The sequence below is a fragment of the Blautia sp. JLR.GB0024 genome (assembly GCF_037000545.1).
Lineage (GTDB): Bacteria > Bacillota > Clostridia > Lachnospirales > Lachnospiraceae > Blautia > Blautia celeris.
The window spans coordinates 130,742-149,365 of the sequence record NZ_JBANBF010000002.1; the positions used below are offsets into that span (position 1 = coordinate 130,742).

General features: G+C 46.9%; 12 protein-coding genes. All 12 read left to right on the forward strand.

Annotated elements, in window-relative coordinates; translation table 11 throughout:
- The first annotated feature begins 250 nt into the window (after positions 1-250).
- Positions 251-1,255 (forward strand): LacI family DNA-binding transcriptional regulator, encoded by a 1,005-nt coding sequence (locus tag V8Q34_RS04820; RefSeq protein WP_033140652.1) that lies wholly within the window; start codon positions 251-253, stop codon positions 1,253-1,255.
- Between the two features lie 64 nt (positions 1,256-1,319).
- Positions 1,320-3,002 (forward strand): sugar phosphorylase, encoded by a 1,683-nt coding sequence (locus V8Q34_RS04825; RefSeq protein ID WP_103731356.1) that lies wholly within the window; start codon positions 1,320-1,322, stop codon positions 3,000-3,002.
- Between the two features lie 89 nt (positions 3,003-3,091).
- Positions 3,092-4,414 carry an ABC transporter substrate-binding protein gene (locus V8Q34_RS04830; protein WP_335834948.1) on the forward strand — a complete coding sequence of 441 codons (1,323 nt, stop codon included), beginning with the start codon at positions 3,092-3,094 and terminating at the stop codon, positions 4,412-4,414.
- A gap of 77 nt (positions 4,415-4,491) precedes the next feature.
- Positions 4,492-5,379: a carbohydrate ABC transporter permease gene (locus V8Q34_RS04835; protein WP_018595312.1), complete on the forward strand. Its 888-nt coding sequence runs from the start codon at positions 4,492-4,494 to the stop codon at positions 5,377-5,379.
- A complete protein-coding gene (locus tag V8Q34_RS04840) occupies positions 5,366-6,211 on the forward strand; it encodes a carbohydrate ABC transporter permease (protein ID WP_018595313.1) in 846 nt (281 codons plus the stop codon). The genes V8Q34_RS04835 and V8Q34_RS04840 overlap by 14 nt, the downstream gene beginning before the upstream one ends.
- Positions 6,212-6,230: 19 nt before the next feature.
- A complete protein-coding gene (locus V8Q34_RS04845; RefSeq protein WP_335834949.1) occupies positions 6,231-7,295 on the forward strand; it encodes a zinc-dependent alcohol dehydrogenase in 1,065 nt (354 codons plus the stop codon).
- A gap of 1 nt (position 7,296) precedes the next feature.
- Positions 7,297-8,088, forward strand: coding sequence for a sugar phosphate isomerase/epimerase family protein (locus V8Q34_RS04850; protein WP_018595315.1), 792 nt, complete (start codon positions 7,297-7,299; stop codon positions 8,086-8,088).
- A 63-nt stretch (positions 8,089-8,151) separates the two neighbouring features.
- Positions 8,152-9,195 carry a Gfo/Idh/MocA family protein gene (locus tag V8Q34_RS04855; protein ID WP_335834950.1) on the forward strand — a complete coding sequence of 348 codons (1,044 nt, stop codon included), beginning with the start codon at positions 8,152-8,154 and terminating at the stop codon, positions 9,193-9,195.
- Positions 9,183-11,552 carry a glycoside hydrolase family 65 protein gene (locus V8Q34_RS04860; RefSeq protein WP_186971022.1) on the forward strand — a complete coding sequence of 790 codons (2,370 nt, stop codon included), beginning with the start codon at positions 9,183-9,185 and terminating at the stop codon, positions 11,550-11,552. Before V8Q34_RS04855 ends, V8Q34_RS04860 begins: the two co-directional genes overlap by 13 nt.
- Complete coding sequence (pgmB, locus tag V8Q34_RS04865; protein ID WP_018595318.1) at positions 11,549-12,190, forward strand: beta-phosphoglucomutase; 642 nt, start codon at positions 11,549-11,551, stop codon at positions 12,188-12,190. The genes V8Q34_RS04860 and pgmB overlap by 4 nt, the downstream gene beginning before the upstream one ends.
- 340 nt (positions 12,191-12,530) lie before the next feature.
- A complete protein-coding gene (ileS, locus tag V8Q34_RS04870; protein ID WP_227245146.1) occupies positions 12,531-15,647 on the forward strand; it encodes an isoleucine--tRNA ligase in 3,117 nt (1,038 codons plus the stop codon).
- A gap of 38 nt (positions 15,648-15,685) precedes the next feature.
- Positions 15,686-18,148, forward strand: a complete 2,463-nt coding sequence (locus V8Q34_RS04875; protein ID WP_033140647.1) for a glycogen/starch/alpha-glucan phosphorylase — start codon at positions 15,686-15,688, stop codon at positions 18,146-18,148.
- The last annotated feature ends 476 nt before the right edge of the window (positions 18,149-18,624 follow it).

The window sequence follows — 18,624 nt, forward strand, 5'->3', positions numbered from 1 at the left end:
ATGATTGTGGAAACATCTCCTTTTACAGGGTCTGTTTTTGCGTTATAATAATACATATCAGGAAAATTCTGCAATGACAGGACAGAGCTTCCTTTCTCTGTCTGTAACGCTGTATTGTGAATATTATATAAAAACAGCAATCTAAATACAGGAATAATAACGAAAAAAATATAAATACAGAAATCCTATTGACATTTATATGTTAATTTCGTAAAATGACAACGTAAGACAAATGGAGAATTAAAACAAGATGAAAAAAGCGACGATTATTGATGTAGCCAATGCCTGCGGCGTATCCATGAAAACAGTATCAAGGGTGATCAATAACAGCCCTAATGTCAGTGATGCGACCAAGAAAAAGGTCTTTGCTGCCATGAAAGAACAGGGATATCAGGTGAATATCCTGGCAAAGGGACTGAAGGGAAACCGTACGAATATTATCGTGGTTTTTGCTGACCGTCATCATGAGGAACATTTAAGCATCTGGCATAATATCATGCTGAAGCATCTGTTCTCTTATGCGAAAGACAGAAACATGAAGATAGTCCTTTCTCCGTCCAACAGTGAAAAGTTCGAGGAGGATGAGACCGACGGTTTCTATCTGATGGCAAGCGGTATAGCAGACGGCGCCATACTGCTGGAGAATATTCTCAATGACCCGCGGGTGGATTACTTTGAAAAGCATAACATACCGTATGTGGTATTTGGTGAGCCTGAGAATCCGGATGTTCCTTCCGTCAGCCTTGACAATTTTGATGTGGGCTATAATGGAGGCAGATATCTGATAGGCAGGGGATACAGCAAGATAGCACTGCTGATAGGCGAACAGAAATTCCTGTCCACCCAGCTCCGCATAGAAGGCTTTGAAAAAGCCATGTATGGAACTGGTGCCCAGTATCATATCTTTACAGGGATCGATACCGTGGAAAAGGCTTATCACAAGTCAAAGGAAGTCCTGGAGGAGTATGATATACAGGCATTCTTCGTATCCGGTGATGAGAGAGCACTTGGTGTCTACAGAGGGATATATGAGAAAGGCATGAGGATACCGGAAGATGTGGCTGTTCTTGGGATTGATAATATAACATTAGGCGAATTTTATTATCCTCCTATTTCCACTGTCGCTCAGGATTTCAAACAGCTTGCAAAATGCTGTATTGATTTTGTGGTAGGAGAGATAGAAGAAGGTAAAAAAGAGGATGCAAGAAAGATATTTAAATTTCCGACAGAGATTATTGAAAGAAAATCTACATAATACCATAAAAAAGGAAGGAGATACTTCCTTCCATAATGACAACGTTGTCAGAAAGGAGAAAAATATGAACCTGGAAACAAAGGCAAGACAGAGGCTGGCCGTCATCTATAAAGACGACGGAAAAATAAGCGAAGCCTGGGACAAAATTTCCCGTCAGCTGCAAAAGTATCAGCCGGCGGAAGAAAAAGGAAAGAAGTTAACCCAGAGAGATAGTATTTTGATCACATACGGAGATACTATCACCAAAAAGGGAGAACCGGGTCTTCAGGTACTTCATAAATTTTTGGAAGATTTTGTGGGGGATGCGGTGACGAATGTACATCTGCTCCCAATGTATCCCTATACATCAGATGATGGATTTTCTGTGGTGGATTACAGAAGCATCAATCCGGAACTGGGTGACTGGGAGGATATATCCGCACTATCTGAAAATTACGGGCTGATGTTTGACGCGGTGATCAACCATATATCCAAAAGCAGTGAATGGTTCAGCCGTTATCTGGAATGCGAGGCACCTTACAGAGATTATTTTATCACCTGTGATCCAAATGCGGATTACAGCACAGTGACCAGGCCAAGAGCACTTCCTCTTCTGACGGCCTTTCACACAAAGGAGGGGGAAAAGCATGTATGGACAACCTTCAGTGAAGACCAGATCGACCTGAATTTTGAATGTCCCGATGTGCTTGCGGAGGTTCTCGATATTCTGGTCATGTACGCAAAGGCAGGGGCAAAATTTATACGGCTGGATGCCATTGGGTTTATGTGGAAACAGCTTGGAACAACCTGTATGCATCTGCCGGAAACACATGAGCTTATCAAACTCATGAAGGATGTGCTGCAGGAATACGCACCGGGCACAAAACTGATCACAGAGACAAATGTTCCCCATGCGGATAATATCAGTTATTTCGGCAATGGGGAGGATGAAGCTGATCTGGTTTACCAGTTTCCGCTGCCGCCGCTCACCATGTATTCCCTCTTAAAGGGAGATGCATCCATTCTCAGTTCCTGGATGGCAGGCCTCAAACTTCCAGGCAGCAGGGTAACATATTTTAATTTTCTCAGTTCCCATGACGGAATCGGGGTGAGACCCACTGAGGGAATCCTGAGTGACGAAGACAGACAGTTTCTTGTGGAGGCGGCTCTTAAAAACGGAGGCAGGGTTTCTTATAAAGATAACGGAGACGGGACCAAAAGCCCTTACGAGCTGAATATCAATTATCAGGATGCCCTGGCAGGACCCGATGAGTCAGACGAGGAGCGGATTGGAAAATTCCTGGCAGCAGAGACTATTTTACTTTCCATGCAGGGTGTTCCCGGTATTTACATCCACAGCCTGCTGGGTTCCAGAAACGATTATTCCGGTATGACCACATCGGATATCCCCAGAAGGATCAACCGGGAGAAGATAGATTATGATTATCTGAAGCAGCAGTTAGACGGAAAGACAAACAGAAGCAGGATCTTTCATGAAATGCGCAGAAGACTCCGGATCAGAAACGGGGAGAGCGCATTTTCACCGGAGGCAGAACAGGAGGTCATGGACCTGGATCCGAGAGTTCTGGCACTGAAACGTGAGAACAGGGAAACAGGAGAGATCATTTACGCGCTGATAAATGTATCCTCCCATAATGTTGAACTGAATCTTCCGCACATCTGCGGAAAGGACCTGCTCTTTGATAAAGAGATACAGGAAAAAATCAGCATGGTACCATACGGTACAGTCTGGCTGAAGAAACAGTGATTGTTGCAGAAAGGCGGCGTCCGAATTGTTTTAAGACGGTCTTTTTGACACAAATAAATAATGAGAATTCAAAAAAAGGAGAAAAAATTATGAAGAAAAAAGCATTGTGTGTATTACTGGCAGCAGCCATGGTTTCCACCTTTACAGCAGGCTGCGGAAGCAGCGGAAGCGGCAAAGAAGAAGCGAAAGGTGACAGCAAAAGCGGTAAGGTAAAGATCCAGTTCATGCACCAGCAGGTAGAACAGGAACGGCAGGATGTGGTGCAGGCGATCATCGACGATTTTGAAAAGGAAAATGAAAATATTGAAGTGGAGTCCATCCCGGTAAATGAGGATGACTATGATTCCAAGATCGTAGCTCTCGGAGGAAGCGGCGAACTTCCGGCCATCATTGAATACAGCCAGGACCAGGCAAAAACAAGTGTGTCAAACCAGTTCACAAACCTGGACGCAGTGAAAGAAGTCATTGACCAGAAGGGAGAGGATTCCTTCTACGAAGGCGCGCTGGATGTGACAAAGACAGAGGACGGAAGCGGATATGTAGGTGTTCCGATCTGCAGCTGGGTACAGGGAATCTGGGTCAACACAGCGATGCTTCAGGAAAAAGGACTGGAGCTGCCGGAAAACTGGGATGATATCCTGGAAGTGGCTGCAGCATTCAATGACCAGGCCAACAAAAAATACGGCATTGCTCTTCCCACATCAGAGTCAGCCTTTACAGAGCAGGTATTTTCACAGTACGCTCTGTCCAATGACGCAAACGTATTTGACAAAGATAAAAATGTTACGGTAAATACACCGGAAATGAAAGAAGCAGTGGAATTCTACAAAGAGCTGGCATCTTACTCCATGCCGGGCTCCACAGAAGTTGCAGATGTAAAAGATGCTTTTGTCGGAAAGAACACACCGATGGCAATGTACTCCACCTATATTTTAAACGCAGTGAAGGAAGCCGGATTTGCTGAGAACCTGGCACTGGTTCTGCCGAACAAGAAAGAGCCTGTTTCTTACGGCTGTATCACAGTTCTGGGTATTGCTGACGGTATGGAGGACGCAGAAACAGATGCTGCCAAGAAATTTGTCTCCTTCCTTCTGGAAAAAGAGAATAATATCAATTGGCTGAACATGGCACCGGGCGGAATCCAGCCGGTATTAAAAGAAGTGAGTGATGATGCTGCCTACACCGATATGGAAGAGCGTAAGGCATTCGCAGGATTAAACGATGATATCGCAGCAGCGGTTGACAGCCTTCAGCTCTTTGGTACTGTTGACGGAAAGAATTTTACAGAGATGGGCGATGTGACAAACACAGGTGCTATCAGCAAAATGATCAACAATGTGGTTGTACAGAACGCTGACATTGATAAAGAACTTGAAACTGCACAGGAAGCAGTTGAAAAACTGATCAAATAAAGGAAAAGAGATGCTGTGCGGGCGGCGGACTGTCCGCCTGTACAGCAGCCTTTGATAAAAGCAGAAAGGGGAAAGGAATGAAGTCCAAAAAGAAAAAACTGGGCGGAAATGATACCAGATTTGCTTATGCCCTGCTGGCACCAAGTCTGATCCTGCTGGTATTGCTGATAGGTTATCCTATGATTTACAATATTGTGATCAGTTTCCAGGATGTGCCCATCAATCCCAGAATGGCGTCAGAGTTTGTGGGTCTTGATAATTTTAAGGCTGTATTTCAGGATAAAAGCTTCTACCAGTCCGTATTTGTCACCCTGATCTTCACCGTTCTGGTAACTGCAGTAAGTACCGCGTTCGGTCTGGCTATCGCAGTATTCATGAACCGGGAGTTTGTGGGTAAAAAGCTTGTAAATTCAATTATTATTCTGTCTTACGTGGTTCCGGCTGTGTGTCTTATTTTCGCATGGCGTTATATGTTCAACAATATTTATGGTATCATTAACTATATCATAGTGGATGTGCTCAAGCTGGCAGATGAGGTTCCGTTATGGTTTGACCAGCCGGCAAGTGCGTTTATCCTTGTCACTATATTTGCTATATGGAAATTCTATCCGTATGCATACATGTCCTTTGTGGCGATCCTGCAGTCTGTGGACAAGAGCCTGTATGAGGCTGCTGATATGGATGGAGCTACCTCATGGCAGAAGTTCCTGGCAGTTACATATCCTGCCATCAAACCAACACTGGTAACAGTAGTCAGCCTGAGGACAATCTGGGTATTCTACATTTATACGGAAGTATATCTCCTGACAAAACAGGTAAATGTACTGGGTGTATACCTGTACGATATGGCTTTTGCCACACATGATTTCGGCAAGGCAGCAGCCATTTCCATTGTATTGTTCGTGGTGATCTTCAGCCTTGTTATGCTGATCAGAAAGAAGGTGCTGAGAGTTGAAGAAGATTAAGAGAAAAACATTAAAAGAGATATTTTTCTATGTGAGAGTAGTATTGCTGGTTGTGATCCTGCTGTTCCCATTCCTCATCATGCTCAGCGTGTCCATAAAATCCACAGCGGAAACCATTGCGTATCCGCCTACGGTCATTCCGAAGACATGGACCTTCCAGCACTTTATTGATATTTTTGATCCGGGTATTTTCCCGTATCTGAAATACTTTGGAAACAGTCTGTATATTGCCCTGACGGTCTCCGTACTGGCTGTATTTCTGGGGATCCTGGGTGGGTATGCGCTTTCAAAGCTGAAATTCAAAGGAAAAAAGGGAATCAGCGAAATGTTTTTCCTGGTTTATATGTTTTCCGGGATTCTGCTTATCGTTCCCTTGTTCCGTATGCTCTCTGCCATCGGGTTAAAGAACAGCAGAGAGGCTGTAATTGTGTGTATGATCATCCAGACACTTCCCACAGCCATCTATATGACAAGAAGTTATTTTGACACTATACCGAAAGAACTGGAGGAGGCAGGAAGAGTGGATGGCCTCAGCAAGATGGGCATTATCTTCCGCATCATTGTTCCGCTTTCTATTTCAGGACTGATATCTGTATTCGTTTACGCATTTATGATCGCATGGAATGATGTGCTTTTTGCATCCATATTCATTGACTCCCCGGATATGATGACGATACCGATCGGACTCAACTCCCTGTTCAATACACCGGATTACGTATGGGGAAGAATGATGGCGGCATCTTTGGTTACTTCGCTCCCTGTAGTGATCATGTATGGATTCAGCCAGAGACTGATCAAGGGCGGCAGAACTGACGGCGGTGTAAAAGGTTAAGGAAAAGAGGAGAACTGACATGAAAAAATTAGTGGCTACAGCACCCAGAGTTGCTGAACTGAAAGACTATACAGACAGAGAGATAAACAGTAATGAAGTAAAGATAAAGGTGGAGTTCGCAGCTCCCAAACATGGCACTGAGCTGGCGGATTTCCGCGGCACCACTCCTTTTATTGATGGGAAATTCGATGAGGAGTGGAGGGTTTTCACAGAGCGGGGTGAAGATGAACCCAGAGGTATTGAATTTGGAGACCTGGCACTTGGAAATATGTTCGTTGGAACGATCGTAGAAAAGGGCGCAGATGTTACAGAGTATGAAGTGGGTGACCGCGTATGCTCCTACGGACCCATTAAAGAGACCCAGATCGTAAATGCAGTGAACAATTACAAGCTCAGAAAAATGAGTAAAGAGGCATCCGCGAAGAATGCGGTCTGCTATGACCCTGCACAGTTTGCGCTGAGCGGAATCCGGGATGCGGATGTTCGCCCGGGCGACCGTGTTGTGGTGATCGGGCTCGGCGCCATCGGACAGATTGCCCTGCAGTTTGCGGCAAAGATCGGTGCCACCACAGTGATCGGTATTGACCCCATTGCGAAGAGAAGAGAAATCGCAGAAAAACACGGCGCACATTACACCATTGATTCCATGAGCTGCGACGCCGGAATGGAGATTAAGAAGCTGACAGATAAAAAGGGTGCTGATGTTATTATCGAGACAAGCGGTAATGTACATGCCCTGCAGTCCGCGCTGAAAGGTCTGGCTTATAACGGAACCATCGCCTATGTGGCATTTGCAAAACCATTCCCTGCAGGCCTGTGGCTTGGGCAGGAGGCACACTTCAATTACGGCAAGATCATTTTCTCCCGTGCCTGCAGTGAGCCGAACCCGGAATATCCGCGCTGGGACAGACACAGAATCGAAGATGTGTGCTGGGAGCTTCTTATGAACGGTTATCTTGACTGTGATGACATTATTTATCCGGTAGTACCCTTTGACAAATGCGCGGAAGGATTCTGCTATTACGTTGACCAGCACCCGGAAGAGAGCATTAAACTGGGTGTAGACTTTACAGGGAGGGAATAATATGCTGTTAGGAACACAGGATAAGGATTTTTTTCCGGAAGACCTGATTGAAAAATTCAAATTCGTAAAAAATATGGGATTTGAATGTTTTGAGATAGACGGAAAAGTGCTGACAGACAATGTAGAAACAGTAAAACAGGCCATTAAAGAGTCAGGTCTTCCCGTGTCCAGCGCCTGCGGCGGCTACAGAGGCTGGATCGGGGACTTTATAGAGGAGCGCAGGGAGAATGGTGTGGAGGATTTAAAAGAGATCATCCGTGCCTTGAAGGAAGTAGGGGGAACCGGTGTTGTGGTACCTGCTGCCTGGGGTATGTTCACTTTCCGTCTTCCGCCGATGGTATCTCCCAGAAGTCATGAAGGGGATGTAAAGGCTATTTTGAAATCACTTTCAGAGCTGGAGCCTGTGGCAAAGGAGAATGGGATCTACATTTACCTGGAACCTTTGAACCGTTATCAGGACCATATGCTGAACACCCTGCAGGATGCCATGGATATTATACGCAGGGGCGGCTTTGAGATGGTCAAGATCACGGCTGACTTTTATCATATGGCCATCGAAGAGGATGATATCTCCCGCTCTCTTACAGAGTTCAGGGATGTGATCGGACATATCCACATTGCGGAGAACCACAGATATCAGCCTGGTACCGGGTCCATTGACTGGAACAGGCATATGCAGACTTTAAAGAATATAGGATATGAGGGCGCTGTTGTAAATGAAGGAAGGATCCGCGGGGATGATCCGCTGGAGGTATATCAGAAATCCGTTGATTTTATGAAGCAGTTTCTGTAAAAAACACCGCCGGCGTCTCAGGATGCCGACGGTGTTTTCTCTGCCCTCAAGAGGAGGATAAAGATGGATAAATTGAAAATGGCAATCATTGGTTCCGGCCAGATTGCCAGGGTGACACATATACCAAATTATCAAAGCATGGAAAATGTAGAGCTGGTGGGAATTTGTGATACCAACCCTGACGCTGCGAAGGCAGTGGCAGAGCAGTTTGGGATTACGCGGTATTTCGGAAATCATCTGGAAATGCTGTCTGAGCTTCGGCCGGATGCGGTGACAATCTGCGTGCCCAATAAATTCCACTGTCAGATCACACTGGACGCGCTGGAGGCAGGCTGTCATGTATTATGTGAAAAGCCACCTGCCATAACTGTTCAGGAGGCACAGGCCATGGAAAAAAAGGCGGAAGAAAAGAAGCTGCTTCTGTCTTACGGGTTTCATTTCCGGCACAGTGAGCAGACTGCATTTTTGAAAGAGAAGATTCTGGCGGGGGATTTTGGTACCATTTATAATACGAACGTGCAGTGGCACAGAAGAAGAGGAATTCCCGGCTGGGGTAATTTTACCAATAAAGCTATGCAGGGAGGCGGCCCGCTGATTGATATCGGGGCACATATGCTGGACTGTGCGCTCTATCTTCTGGGGTATCCGCAGATTTCTTACGTGTGTGCTTCTTCCAGTGACAGAATCGGAAAAAGAGGCGGCCAGGGCCTTATGGGAACATGGGACGGTGGACGCTTTACCGTGGAGGACGGACTCTTTGGGTTTATACATTTTGCTGATGGAACCAGTATGAGTCTGGAAACATCCTTTGCCATTAATATGAAAGAACGTGATCTGAGGAAAATACAGTTATACGGAGATAAGCTGGGCGCAAACGTATTTCCTCTTGAAATATACGGGGAAGAACAGGGACAGCTTACGGACAAAAGTTTTCCGTTCATGGAGATGAGGGACTGGCACAGAGACAGTGAGGAGAACTTTGTAAAAGCCTGTCTTGGCAGGGAGCCGCTGCTGGTCACAGCCGAGCAGGGGACATATGTTCAGCGTGTGATCGGGGCATTATACAAAGCAGCCGAAAGCGGCATGCCTTATATATGGCAGGAATAGCTGACGGACGGCTGACAGATGGGAGAGGAAGAGACAGAATGATTCACTATGCGATTGAAAAACAGGGCGGAGAGATCTGGCTCAGACAGAAGAAATACGAACCTCGTTTTGCTTTGAAGACAGAATCTGTGTTTGCACAGTGTAATGGATATATGGGTGTCCGGGCTTCCCTTGGCCTCCCCTCTCTGGATGGGAAGAAGGGGATGTTCATAGCCGGACTCTACAACAGGGCCTATGAGGAGGAAGTTACGGAACTTGTCAACTGCCCTGATGTGACAGGCTATGAGCTGGTGCTGGACGGGGTGCCGGTGCTGCCGGATAGCCGCTGTCTTACAGAGTTTGAGCGGAAATTTAATATCCACACAGGAGAGCTGGTGATCACATCTACCTATGAACTGGAATCAGGCGCAAGCTTCTGCCTGACAGACCGCCGGTTTGCCTCCATGGAAAATGAGCATCTGTTTGTACAGAGTATCGGAATCACCATGCAGAAGGGATGCATAAAGCACGGCGGAATCTGTACCGGAATCGACGGACAGCAGACCAACAGCGGTGTGTCCCACTTTAAGAAGGTGAACTGCCGGGTGTACGACAGAAAGTATCTGCATGTGGAGGGATATTTGGAGGAGGATACACTGAGTATTCTGGAAGGGGTAAGTTATACCGGAGAAGAGGAGGAGGCTGTGTTTACCCTGAAACGAAGAGGGATCACCGGCAGATATTTCTTCAGTATTCCGGATGGAGGAACCTGGGAATTTACCAAATATGTCTATATCCAAAATGAAAAAGACTCTCTTGGCCTGGACAGGCAGAAGAAGCTGCTGGAAAAATGCAGTGAGGCAGGGTATGCAGATGTCTTTTTAAAGCATAAGAAAATAATGCAGGATATCTGGAGACAGGCCCGGATTGAGATTGACGGGGCCAGTCCGGAGGAAGAGGCAGCAGTCAGTTTTGCCCAGTATCATCTGCTGGGAATGATGCCCTGGCACAGTACAGACTGCAGTATTGCGGCAAAAGGACTCACAGGTGAGGGGTACAAGGGACATGTGTTCTGGGATGCGGAGATTTTTATATTACCGTTTTTCCAGTATGTATTTCCGCAGGCAGCCAGAAATCTGCTGGAATTTCGGTATAAAGGTCTGGACGGAGCCAGGGAAAAGGCAGAGGCATATGGTTACAAGGGCGCCATGTATCCCTGGGAGGCAGCCGTAACAGGGCGGGAAGAGACACCGCTCTACGCAGCGCTTAACATACATACAGGCAAGGCCAACAAAGTGTGGTCCGGAATCAAAGAGCATCATGTGACAGCGGATATTGCCTATGCGGTATGGCAGTATTACAGTGTTACCGGGGACAGAGCATTTATGGAGCGGTTCGGTTATGAGATCATTTTTGAGACGGCTTCTTTCTGGGTATCCCGGGGGCAGTGGGATGAAAAAAGACAGGCTTATGTGATCTGTGACATTATCGGGCCTGATGAATATACGGAACACGTGGATAATGACGCATATACCAATTATATGGCGCGCTACTGCTGCAGACTGGCCTCTGTTCTGGCCGAAAAGCTCTGTGCGGAGAGTCCGGATCTGTACCGTGAGCTGGACCGCCGTCTGGGGATGGATAGGAACAGAAAGAGCTGGGAAGAGTTTGCGGACAGGCTGTACGTTCCTGTTCCCAATGAGGAGCTTGTCATCCCCCAGGATGACACATTTCTCTCTAAAAAACGCATCCCGGATATTGAAAAATATAAAAAGTCTCAGATCAAACAGGCAGTCCTCCTGGACTACTCCAGGGACGAGGTGGTTGATATGCAGGTGCTGAAGCAGGCGGATGTGGTTATGCTCCTGAACCTGTTTCCATACATGTTCTCTAAAGAAGTGGTAAAAAAGAATGTTCTCTTTTACGAGGAGAGGACTATACACGACTCTTCTCTGAGTTACTGTGCCCACGCACAGGCCTGCGCTGCCATCGGTGAGACGGAACTGTCCTGGGAGTTCTTTAAAAAGTGTATGGTCATTGACCTGGATGACAATCCAAATGATACAACGGATGGTATCCACGCTGCTTCCCTTGGGGGAATCTGGAGTTGTGTGATCTTTGGATTTGCAGGCATCAGTTTTTCTGACGGAAGGCTGAATGTTTCTCCGCGGCTGCCAAAACACTGGAAGGAGATGCGTTTCTCTGTGAAGGTATATGGGCATGAAATAGATGTGAAAATAAACCGCCGGGAAGTTCTGCTGGAAAGCCGTGAGAAATTTGTGCAGCCTCTGTCTGTGCTGGTGAATGATGAAATATATACTCTGACAGATACCCTGTCAGTGAAGTGCAAAGACAAAGAGGAGGACATATGCGCATGAGAGCAGTGATTTTTGATCTGGACGGTGTTGTAGTGGACACCGCAAAGTATCATTATCTGGCATGGAGAAAACTGGCCGCAGAGCTGGGCTTTGTATTTGACGAGGCAAATAATGAGCGTCTGAAGGGGGTCAGCAGAATGACATCCCTGGAGATCGTGCTGGAGACCGGAAAGATACAGAATCTGTCCATGGAGGAGAAAATAGCGCTGGCGGACAGGAAGAACGGGTACTATCTGGATATGGTGTCCACTATAGATGAATCTGAGATACTGCCGGGCATACCTGCGTTTCTGGAAAGACTGAGAGCGGAGGGTTATAAGATCGCCCTGGGCTCCGCCAGCAAAAGCGGCGGCATGATCCTGAAAAAGCTGGGTCTTATGCCATTCTTCGACGCAGTGGTGGACGGAAACCTGGTGGAACGTGCAAAACCGGACCCCCAGGTGTTTACAAAAGCGGCTGAAATGCTGGGCGTACCTTGTAAAGACTGTGTGGTGATAGAGGATTCGGCGGCAGGGATCGCTGCAGCGGCAGCAGGCGGAATGAAAAGTGTGGGAATCGGCAGCAGTGAAATTCTGGGAAATGCGGACATCGTAGTGCCGGATACGGCAGAACTTCCCGGATTAGACCTGCCGAAATAGCCAAAATCACAGAAAATCTCCCATATCCCTTGACATTTTCTTCTCTATCTATTTATAATGAAATTTGATAAAGACAAAGACGATGATGGAGACAGTATTCTGCAGGAGAAAACCACAGCGAGCCGGGGAAGGTGCAAGCCCGGTATGAGTATCAGCAGAAGAATATCACTCCGGAGCCGCTGCCTGAAATATAAGTAAGGGATGCCGGATTTCCCCCGTTAAAAGGAACGCGTATGATAGTATGTGTAAGAGGTGGTTAAACGATAGCTGAGGCTTTCGTCCTGTTGCAGGGCGGAGGCCTTTTTTATATCCCCCAGGCACAGAGAAAGGAGAATAAGACATGTATCAGAAAGTCCCCACAAACATGAATTTTGTGGAAAGAGAAAAAAACATCGAGAAATTCTGGGAAGACAATGAAATTTTCAAAAAGAGCATGGAACACAGAAAAGAAGGTGAGACCTACACTTTCTATGACGGCCCGCCCACAGCCAATGGCAAGCCTCACATCGGCCATGTTCTGACACGTGTTATCAAAGATATGATCCCGAGATACCGCACCATGAAAGGCTGCATGGTACCGAGAAAGGCAGGATGGGATACCCACGGCCTTCCGGTAGAGCTGGAAGTGGAGAAAATGCTGGGTCTGGACGGCAAGGAACAGATTGAAGAGTATGGTCTGGAACCATTTATCAACCACTGCAAGGAATCTGTGTGGAAATACAAGGGAATGTGGGAGGATTTTTCGGGAACTGTAGGCTTCTGGGCAGATATGGATAATCCCTATGTCACCTACCATGATGATTTCATCGAGTCCGAATGGTGGGCTTTAAAACAAATCTGGGACAAAGGCCTTTTGTATAAAGGATATAAAATCGTTCCCTACTGCCCGCGCTGCGGAACCCCGCTTTCCAGCCATGAGGTAGCCCAGGGATACAAGGACGTAAAAGAACGCTCCGCTATCGCCCGTTTCAAAGTAAAAGGCGAAGACGCATATATTCTGGCATGGACCACAACACCCTGGACCCTTCCGTCCAATGTGGCACTGTGTGTGAACCCAAATGAAACCTATGTAAAAGTGACATCCGGGGAATACACCTACTATATGGCAGAAGCCCTGCTTGACAAGGTTCTGGGAGAAGGAAATTATGAGATTCTGGAGCGCTATACAGGAAAAGAGCTGGAGTACAAAGAGTATGAGCCGCTCTTCCCATTCGTAGAACTGAAAAAGAAAGCATACTATGTTACATGCGATACTTATGTAACGCTGACAGATGGTACCGGCGTGGTTCATATTGCACCTGCTTTCGGTGAAGATGACAGCAAGGTGGGAAGGGCATACGACCTGCCGTTCTTACAGTTAGTAGATGAAAAAGGTGAGATGACCGCAGAGACTCCATGGGCAGGCACGTTCTGCAAAAAAGCAGACAAAGAAGTGCTGGTCGACCTGGAAAAACGCGGTCTGCTGTTTGACGCGCCTGTATTTGAGCACAGCTATCCCCACTGCTGGAGATGTGACACTCCGCTGATCTATTATGCAAGAGAGTCCTGGTTCATCAAGATGACAGCCGTGAAGGAAGACCTGATTCGCAACAACAATACGATCAACTGGATTCCGGAAAGCATCGGCAAGGGACGCTTCGGAGACTGGCTGGAAAATGTACAGGACTGGGGCATCAGCCGCAACCGCTACTGGGGAACCCCGCTGAATGTGTGGGAATGTGAATGCGGACATATGCACTCCATCGGAAGCAAAGAAGAGTTAAAGGCAATGTCCGACAACTGTCCGGATGACATTGAGCTGCACAGGCCATACATTGACAATGTCACCATCCGCTGCCCGAAATGCGGCAAAGAGATGCATCGTGTGCCTGAGGTGATTGACTGCTGGTTTGACTCCGGTTCCATGCCTTTTGCACAGCATCACTATCCATTTGAAAATAAAGACCTGTTTGAGCAGCAGTTCCCGGCAGATTTCATCTCCGAGGCTGTGGACCAGACAAGAGGATGGTTCTACTCTCTGCTGGCTATTTCAACCCTGATCTTCAACAAGGCTCCGTTTAAGAATGTAATCGTGCTGGGCCATGTGCAGGATGAAAACGGGCAGAAGATGAGCAAATCAAAGGGCAATGCCGTTGATCCGTTTGAGGCTCTGGATACCTACGGGGCTGATGCCATCCGCTGGTATTTCTATGTAAACAGTGCGCCCTGGCTGCCGAACCGTTTCCACGGCAAGGCTGTACAGGAGGGACAGCGTAAATTCATGGGTACCCTGTGGAATACTTACGCGTTCTTCGTGCTGTATGCGAATATCGACAACTTTGACGCTACAAAATACAAACTGGAATACGACAAGCTTCCTGTTATGGATAAATGGCTGCTGTCCAGGCTCAATACCCTGGTGAAAACCGTGGATGACAACCTGGCAAACTACCGCATCCCTGAGACAGCCCGCGCGCTGCAGGATTTTGTGGATGAGATGAGCAACTGGTATGTGAGAAGAAGCCGTGAGCGTTTCTGGGCAAAAGGTATGGAACAGGATAAGATCAATGCTTATATGACCCTGTACACAGCCCTTGTGACCGTTGCAAAAGCAGCAGCACCTATGATTCCGTTCATGACAGAGGATATTTACCAGAACCTTGTGAGAAGCATTGACAAGGACGCACCGGAAAGTATCCATCTGTGTGATTTCCCGGAATGCAATGAGGCGTGGATCGACGCTGAACTGGAAGAGAACATGGAAGACCTTCTGGAAATCGTGGTAATGGGCCGTGCATGCAGAAATGCGGCAAATATCAAGAACCGCCAGCCAATCGGCAAAATGTTCGTCAAGGCCCCATTCCAGCTTTCCGACTTCTATAAAGAGATTATTGAGGATGAACTGAATGTGAAGAAGATGAACTTTACAGATGATGTGAGAGATTTCACATCTTACAGCTTCAAGCCTCAGTTAAAGACCGTGGGACCAAAATACGGCAAGCACCTGAACAGCATAAGAGCAGCCCTTTCCTCCATCGACGGCAATGCAGCCATGGATGAGCTGAAGGCCGGCGGCGAGCTGAAACTTGACATTGACGGTCAGGAAATAGTATTATTAGAAAGTGACTTACTCATTGACACTGCGCAGATGGAAGGATATGTTTCCGAATCAGACAATGACATCACGGTTGTACTCGATACAAACCTGACTCCGGAATTAATTGAAGAGGGCTTTGTGAGAGAAATTATCAGCAAAGTCCAGACCATGCGTAAAGAGGCTGGTTTCGAGGTAATGGATAAAATCAGAATTTCCCTTACAGGAAACCAGGTGATTGAGGGCATCTTCCGCGCTCACGAGGCGGACATCAAGGCAGAGGTACTGGCAGAAGACGTCAACTACAATGAAGTAAGCGGCTATACAAAGGATTGGAAGATCAATTCTGAAAGCGTGACATTAGGTGTGGAGAAGATTTCATAAGGAATCTTCCCGGCCGGTCAGTTCCGGAGGAGGAGAAAATGTTAGATAATAATTTCAAAAAAGAAGAGTTTAAGAAAAGCGTCAGGGAAAATGTAAAGATGCTTTACAGAAAGACCATTGAGGAAGCAAGCCAGGAGCAGATTTTCCAGGCAGTTTCCCTTGCGGTCAAGGACGTTATTATTGACAACTGGTTATTGACACAGAAGCAGTATGAAAAAGATGACCCGAAGATTGTATACTACCTGTCCATGGAGTTCCTTATGGGCCGTGCGCTGGGCAACAACCTGATCAACCTGTGCGCATACAATGAAGTGAAAGAGGCACTGGAGGAACTGGGATTTGACTTAAATGTGATCGAAGACCAGGAGCCGGACCCGGCCCTTGGAAACGGTGGTCTGGGAAGACTGGCAGCATGTTTCCTGGATTCCCTGGCAACTCTGGGCTACTGCGCTTACGGCTGCGGTATTCGTTACCACTATGGTCTGTTCAAACAGAAGATCGAGAACGGATTCCAGGTGGAAGTACCGGATAACTGGCTGAAAGACGGATATCCATTCGAGCTTCGCCGTCCGGAATACGCCAAAGAAGTAAAATTCGGCGGATATGTAAAGGTAGTATATGACCCTGCCACAGGCAGAAACAATTTCGTACAGGAAGGTTACCAGTCTGTACTGGCTATTCCATACGACATGCCTATCGTGGGTTACAACAACAAGATCGTCAACACCCTGAGAATCTGGGATGCACAGGCCATCAGTGAATTCCAGCTTGATCTGTTTGACAAGGGTGACTACAGAAAAGCAGTTGAGCAGGAGAACCTTGCAAAGAATATCTGTGATGTCCTTTATCCCAATGACAATCACTATGCAGGTAAAGAGCTGCGTCTGAAACAGCAGTATTTCTTCATCTCCGCAAGTATCCAGGCTGCCATTGAGAAATTCAAAAAATCTCACAGCGACCTGCATGATCTGCCGAAGAAAGTTACCTTCCAGTTAAATGATACCCATCCGACCATGACTGTGGCGGAGCTTATGCGTATCCTTCTGGACGAGGAAGGCATGACCTGGGAGGAGGCATGGGAGATCACAACCCATACCTGCGCTTACACCAACCATACCATTATGGCAGAGGCACTGGAAAAATGGCCCATCGAGCTGTTCTCCAAACTGCTTCCCCGTATTTACCAGATCATTGAGGAGATCAACCGCAGATTCATCCAGGAGATCAACAATAAATATCCGGGCAATCAGGAGAAAGTCCGCAAAATGGCTATCATCTATGACGGCCAGGTCAAGATGGCACATCTGGCTATCGCAGGCGGTTACTCCGTAAACGGTGTTGCAAGGCTGCACACGGAAATCCTGAAGAAACAGGAGTTAAAGGATTTCTATGAGATGTATCCTGACAAATTCAACAACAAGACAAACGGTATCACACAGAGACGTTTCCTGCTCCACGGCAACCCGTTGCTGGCAGACTGGGTAACAGACCATATCGGAGACGGATGGGTGACTGACCTTTCACAGCTCTCCAAGCTGAAAGTATATGCAGATGACAAGAGAGCACAGCAGGAGTTCATGAATATCAAATATCAGAACAAGGTGCGTCTTGCAAAATATATTCTGGAGCATAACGGCATTGAGGTGGATCCGCGTTCTATCTTCGATGTACAGGTAAAGCGTCTGCATGAGTACAAACGCCAGCTTATGAATATTCTGCATGTGATGTATCTGTATAACCAGATCAAAGAGCATCCGGAAATGGATTTCTATCCGAGAACCTTCATTTTCGGCGCAAAAGCCGCAGCGGGATACGTGCGTGCAAAACTTACGATCAAGCTGATCAACGCAGTTGCAGATGTGGTGAACAATGATAAATCTATCAATGGAAAACTGAAAGTAGTATTTATTGAGAACTATCGTGTATCAAATGCGGAGATGATCTTCGCTGCAGCCGATGTGTCTGAGCAGATATCTACTGCAAGTAAAGAGGCGTCAGGAACCGGTAACATGAAGTTCATGCTGAATGGTGCGGTTACTATCGGTACTATGGATGGTGCCAATGTGGAGATCGTGGAAGAAGTGGGCGAGGAGAATGCGTTTATCTTCGGTCTGTCCTCCGACGAGGTTATCAACTATGAGAACCATGGCGGATATGATCCCATGCAGTATTTCAACAATGATCCGGATATCCGTAATGTGCTGATGCAGCTGATCAACGGAACGTATTCCAATGGTGACTTTGAGCTGTTCCGGGATATCTATGATTCACTGCTGAATACAAAGAGCAGTGACAGGGCAGATACTTACTTTATTCTGGCTGACTTTAAGGCTTATGCAGAAGCACAGAAGCGTGTGGAAGAGGCTTATAAGGATGAAGCGGGATGGGCTAAGAAGGCGCTGCTGAATACGGCATGCTCCGGTAAGTTCACGTCTGACAGGACGATACAGCAGTATGTGGATGAGATCTGGCATCTGGATAAGGTTACGATTGATAAATAGAGATAGTGTTATCCTGGTGAGTGCAGGGTGATGAGGTGAGGGGGCTGTCCTGATGAATTGAGAGGTTCATGAGGGGCGGCTCCTTTTTGTGTGGGGTAAAACCGGACGCCGGGTCTGGCCATAAGCTTCCCTGTACGGACGGGAGCAGAGAACTTCCGAGCTAACACGCAACCCGCACTAAGTTCATCGCCTTAGGGCTCTTCACTAAGTGCTTGCTAGCGTGTGGATCTCGTAAGATTCTCTAAGCGCTCCTAAACGCCCGTACAGGGAAGCTTATGGCCAGACCCGGCTGTGCGTTTAGGCGGGAGGTGTAAGCAGTTCGATGCGGGACACGATATAGAACGCTGTTTGTGTCAGACGTTTACTTGCCGTTATCGGTTTAAAATACGGGTAGAATACTGACAAAATAGAAAATATTAAAATGATTTCTGAATTTGATGATAAAATATATCTGACATGTAATAATTGGTGTATTT

Bases quoted from the DNA above. Each gene is read 5' to 3' on its own strand.
- V8Q34_RS04825 (WP_103731356.1), top strand. From the start codon at position 1,320: ATGAACCTGGAAACAAAGGCAAGACAGAGGCTGGCCGTCATCTATAAA.
- V8Q34_RS04860 (WP_186971022.1), top strand. From the start codon at position 9,183: ATGGCAGGAATAGCTGACGGACGGCTGACAGATGGGAGAGGAAGAGAC.
- pgmB (WP_018595318.1), top strand. From the start codon at position 11,549: ATGAGAGCAGTGATTTTTGATCTGGACGGTGTTGTAGTGGACACCGCA.
- ileS (WP_227245146.1), top strand. From the start codon at position 12,531: ATGTATCAGAAAGTCCCCACAAACATGAATTTTGTGGAAAGAGAAAAA.
- V8Q34_RS04835 (WP_018595312.1), top strand. From the start codon at position 4,492: ATGAAGTCCAAAAAGAAAAAACTGGGCGGAAATGATACCAGATTTGCT.
- V8Q34_RS04830 (WP_335834948.1), top strand. From the start codon at position 3,092: ATGAAGAAAAAAGCATTGTGTGTATTACTGGCAGCAGCCATGGTTTCC.
- V8Q34_RS04820 (WP_033140652.1), top strand. From the start codon at position 251: ATGAAAAAAGCGACGATTATTGATGTAGCCAATGCCTGCGGCGTATCC.
- V8Q34_RS04845 (WP_335834949.1), top strand. From the start codon at position 6,231: ATGAAAAAATTAGTGGCTACAGCACCCAGAGTTGCTGAACTGAAAGAC.
- V8Q34_RS04850 (WP_018595315.1), top strand. From the start codon at position 7,297: ATGCTGTTAGGAACACAGGATAAGGATTTTTTTCCGGAAGACCTGATT.
- V8Q34_RS04875 (WP_033140647.1), top strand. From the start codon at position 15,686: ATGTTAGATAATAATTTCAAAAAAGAAGAGTTTAAGAAAAGCGTCAGG.
- V8Q34_RS04855 (WP_335834950.1), top strand. From the start codon at position 8,152: ATGGATAAATTGAAAATGGCAATCATTGGTTCCGGCCAGATTGCCAGG.